Raw genomic sequence first — 4,033 nt, 5'->3', positions numbered from 1 at the left:
GTTCTCGGCGTCAGCCGCCGATGGCCACGTTGGTGGTGGCGACGGGCTCGTCGTAGATGGCGGCGATCTCGTCGGCGAAGTCGTTCATGATGATGTTCCGCTTGATCGACAGCTTCGGCGTGAGGTGGCCGGAGGCCTCGGTCCACTCGGAATCGAGGATCGTGAACTTGCGGATCGACTCCGCCCGCGACACCCGCTGGTTCGCGGCGTCGACGGCGCGCTGCACCTCGGCGCGCACCGCGGCGTTGGTGGACGCCTCGGCGAGCGACATCTTCTCGTTCAGCCCGTTGTTCGCGAGCCAGGTCGGCAGCATCTCCGGGTCGAGCGTCACGAGCGCCGAGATGAACGGCCGCTGGTCGCCGACGACCACGACCTGGCCGACGATCGGGTTCGCGCGGATCGGGTCCTCCAGCGCGGCCGGGGCGACGTTCTTGCCGCCCGCCGTCACGATGATCTCCTTCTTGCGGCCCGTGATGGTCAGGAAGCCCTCGGCGTCGAAGCTGCCGATGTCGCCGGTGTGGAACCAGCCGCCGTCGCTGAAGGCCTCCGCGGTGGCCTCAGGGTTGTTCCAGTACTCCTTGAAGACGTTGATGCCGCGCACCTCGATCTCCCCGTCATCGGCGAGCCGGATGCCGACACCGGGAAGGGCAGGACCGACGGTGCCGATCTTGGACTTGTCGGCGAGGTTGACGGTGGCCGGAGCCGTGGTCTCGGTCAGTCCGTAGCCCTCCAGGATGACGACGCCGAGGCTGTGGAAGAAGTGCCCGAGGCGGGCGCCCAGCGGAGCGGAGCCGGAGACCGCATAGGAGACGCGGCCGCCCATCGCCTCGCGCAGCTTGCTGTAGACGAGCTTGTTGAAGAGAGCGAACTTGAGCTTCATGCCGAAGGGGATCTTCTTGCCGGCTTCGAGCAGCTTGGAGTGCTCGATGGCGACGTCCGCAGCGGCGCGGAAGATCTTGCCCTTGCCCCCGGCCTCGGCCTTCTGCTCGGCCGAGTTGTAGACCTTCTCGAAGACACGGGGGACCGCGAGGAGGAACGTGGGCTTGAACGACCCGAGCGCGGGGAGCAGCTGGCGGGTGTCCGGCTGGTGTCCGGTGCGGACGCCCGCGTGGATGTTCAGGATCGAGATGAACCGCGCGAAGACGTGGGCGGTCGTGATGAACAGCAGCGTCGAGGAGCCGGGGGTCTGCACGACCTCGTCGAGCGCCTTGGCGGAGTTGCGGGACAGCTCGACGAAGTTGCTGTGGGTGAGGACGCAGCCCTTGGGGCGGCCCGTGGAACCGGAGGTGTAGATGAGCGTCGCGATGTCCGACCCGACCGCGAGGTTGCGGCGACGGTGGATCTCGTCGTCGGTGATGCCGGCGCCCTGCGCGGTGAGCGTGTCGATCGCTCCGAGATGGAGCTGCCACACCTCGCGCAGCAGCGGGAGGTCTCCGCGCACCTCGTCGACGCGGGCGAAGTGGTCGGGCGACTCGACGATCAGGGCGATCGCTCCGGAGTCCTCGAGGATCCACTGGATCTGCGACGGCGAGCTCGTCTCGTAGATCGGCACCATCACGGCACCGGCGTAGAAGAGCGCGAAGTCGACGAGGGTCCACTCGTAGGTGGTGCGGGCGAGGAAGCCGACCTTCTCACCCGGCTGGATGCCCGCCGCCGCGAAGCCCTTCGCGAGGGCGATCACGGCGGTCTCGAAGTCCGCTGCCGAGATGTCGCGCCAGCCGTCGCCCTGGGGCACTGCGAACAGGGGGCGGTCGGGCGTGGCTTCCACCCGCTTGGCGAGCAGGTCGGCGACGTTCGCGTCGGGATCGGCGGGGACGATCGCGGGGACTTCAAACTGGACCACGGCAGCTCCTTCGGTACCGGTCGGGCACGGGTGTTCCTCCGAGTCTAGGGCATGGCACCCGGTCGCTGTCTGGGTGGGACTGAGTCGCGCCGGTCGCTCCAGGGAGACGGGGTGGGGCCGAGCGATCCCACGACGCTAGACTTCACCTCGATGTTCTACTGGCTGATGAAGTACGTCGTGATCGGCCCCGTGGTCAAGGCGGTCTTCCGCCCCTGGATCGTGGGCCGGAAGAACGTGCCTGCGAACGGCGCCGCGATCCTCGCCAGCAACCACCTGTCCTTCGCGGACTCGATCTTCCTTCCGCTCGTGATCGACCGGCCGATGTCCTTCCTCGCCAAGAGCGACTACTTCACGGGGCGCGGCCTCAAGGGGTGGGCGACCAGGTTCTTCATGAAGGCGACGGGGCAGCTGCCGATCGACCGGTCCGGCGGCAAGGCGTCCGAGGCGTCGCTGAACACCGGACTGCAGGTGCTGGGCGGCGGTGAGCTGCTCGGCATCTATCCCGAGGGCACCAGGAGTCCCGACGGCAAGCTCTACCGCGGCCGCACCGGCATCGCGCGCATGGCGCTGGAGGCGAAGGTCCCCGTCGTGCCCGTCATCATGGTCGACACCGACACCGCCATGCCCATCGGCCGCCGGATCCCGCGCGTCATGCGGGTCGGGATCGTGATCGGGGAGCCCCTGGACTTCTCCCGTTACGCCGGGATGGAGAACGACCGCTACATCCTGCGTTCCGTCACCGACGAGATCATGGTGGCGCTGCAGCGACTGGGTCAGCAGGAGTACGAGGACGTCTACGCCTCCACCGTGAAGGACCGGCTTCCGCGCCGCGTCACATAGCCCCTCGCGCGCAGCTCGGGGTGCGGGCGCCCAGTAGGCTGGACGCATGCTCCCGCACCACATCGACGCCCTTGATGCCTGGCGCTCGCTTCCCATCAAGCAGCAGCCGCAGTGGCCTGACGCCGACCGCGTCGCCGACGTCTCCCGGCAGATCGCCACGCTGCCTCCGCTGGTCTTCGCGGGCGAGGTCGACAACCTCCGCGACCGTCTGGCCCGCGCCGCCTCCGGCCAGGCCTTCCTGCTTCAGGGCGGCGACTGCGCCGAGACCTTCGCGGGTGCGACCGCGGAGCAGATCCGCAACCGCATCAAGACGGTGCTGCAGATGGCGGTCGTGCTCACGTACGGCGCCTCGATGCCGGTCGTGAAGATGGGGCGCATGGCGGGCCAGTTCGCCAAGCCGCGCTCCAGCGACACCGAGACGCGCGGCGAGGTCACGCTGCCCGCGTACCGCGGCGATATCGTGAACGGCTACGACTTCACCGAGGGCTCGCGTCAGGCCGACCCCGGGCGGCTGCTGCAGGGGTACCACACCGCGGCGTCGACCCTGAACCTCATCCGCGCCTTCACGCAGGGAGGATTCGCGGATCTCCGCGAGGTGCACTCCTGGAACAAGGGCTTCGCGCAGAACCCGGCCAACCAGCGGTACGAGCGCATGGCCGCCGAGATCGACCGCGCCATCAAGTTCATGGAGGCCGCTGGTGCCGACTTCGACGAGCTGAAGCGCGTCGAGTTCTTCACCGGCCACGAGGGCCTGCTCATGGACTACGAGCGCCCGATGACGCGCATCGACTCCCGCACCGACACCCCGTACAACACCTCCGCCCACTTCCTGTGGATCGGGGAGCGCACGCGGGAGCTCGACGGTGCGCACGTGGACTACTTCTCGAAGATCCGCAACCCGATCGGCGTGAAGCTCGGCCCCACGACCACGCCGGAGACGGCGCTGGCGCTCATCGACAAGCTCGACCCCGAGCGCGAGCCCGGGCGCCTCACGTTCATCACCCGCATGGGCGCAGGGAAGATCCGCGACGCCCTGCCGCCGCTGCTCGACGCCGTGCGGGAGTCGGGGGCTCAGCCGCTCTGGGTCACCGATCCGATGCACGGCAACGGGATCACGACGCCGACCGGCTACAAGACGCGGCGCTTCGATGACGTGGTGGACGAGGTGCGCGGCTTCTTCGAGGCGCACCGTGCGGTCGGCACCTTCCCCGGCGGCATCCACGTGGAGCTGACCGGCGACGACGTGACCGAATGCCTCGGCGGGTCCGAGCAGATCGACGAGGCCGCACTGGCCACGCGCTACGAGAGCCTGTGCGACCCGCGTCTGAACCACATGCAGTCCCTGGAGCT

The 4,033-nt window shown here is 68.6% G+C and carries 3 protein-coding genes; 2 read left to right on the top strand and 1 reads right to left on the bottom strand.

Annotated features, from left to right (window positions below; genetic code table 11):
- Positions 1-10: 10 nt before the first annotated feature.
- Positions 11-1,843 carry a long-chain fatty acid--CoA ligase gene (locus tag M3C17_RS18760; protein ID WP_259979566.1) on the bottom strand — a complete coding sequence of 611 codons (1,833 nt, stop codon included), beginning with the start codon at positions 1,841-1,843 and terminating at the stop codon, positions 11-13.
- Between the two features lie 150 nt (positions 1,844-1,993).
- Between M3C17_RS18760 and M3C17_RS18755 the strand changes: the two genes are divergently transcribed.
- Positions 1,994-2,683 (top strand): 1-acyl-sn-glycerol-3-phosphate acyltransferase, encoded by a 690-nt coding sequence (locus M3C17_RS18755; protein WP_259979565.1) that lies wholly within the window; start codon positions 1,994-1,996, stop codon positions 2,681-2,683.
- A gap of 46 nt (positions 2,684-2,729) precedes the next feature.
- Positions 2,730-4,033: class II 3-deoxy-7-phosphoheptulonate synthase (locus M3C17_RS18750; protein WP_259979564.1), on the top strand; the 1,304-nt coding region annotated here is incomplete at its 3' end.

The sequence above is a fragment of the Microbacterium sp. p3-SID336 genome, assembly GCF_025143365.1.
Lineage (GTDB): Bacteria > Actinomycetota > Actinomycetes > Actinomycetales > Microbacteriaceae > Microbacterium.
Note: the sequence above shows the minus strand (reverse complement) of the source record. Positions and strands in the feature narration are given on the sequence as shown.

What these genes read in the sequence shown, in the direction of transcription:
- M3C17_RS18755 (WP_259979565.1), top strand. Translation starts at nt 1,994, where the DNA reads ATGTTCTACTGGCTGATGAAGTACGTCGTGATCGGCCCCGTGGTCAAG.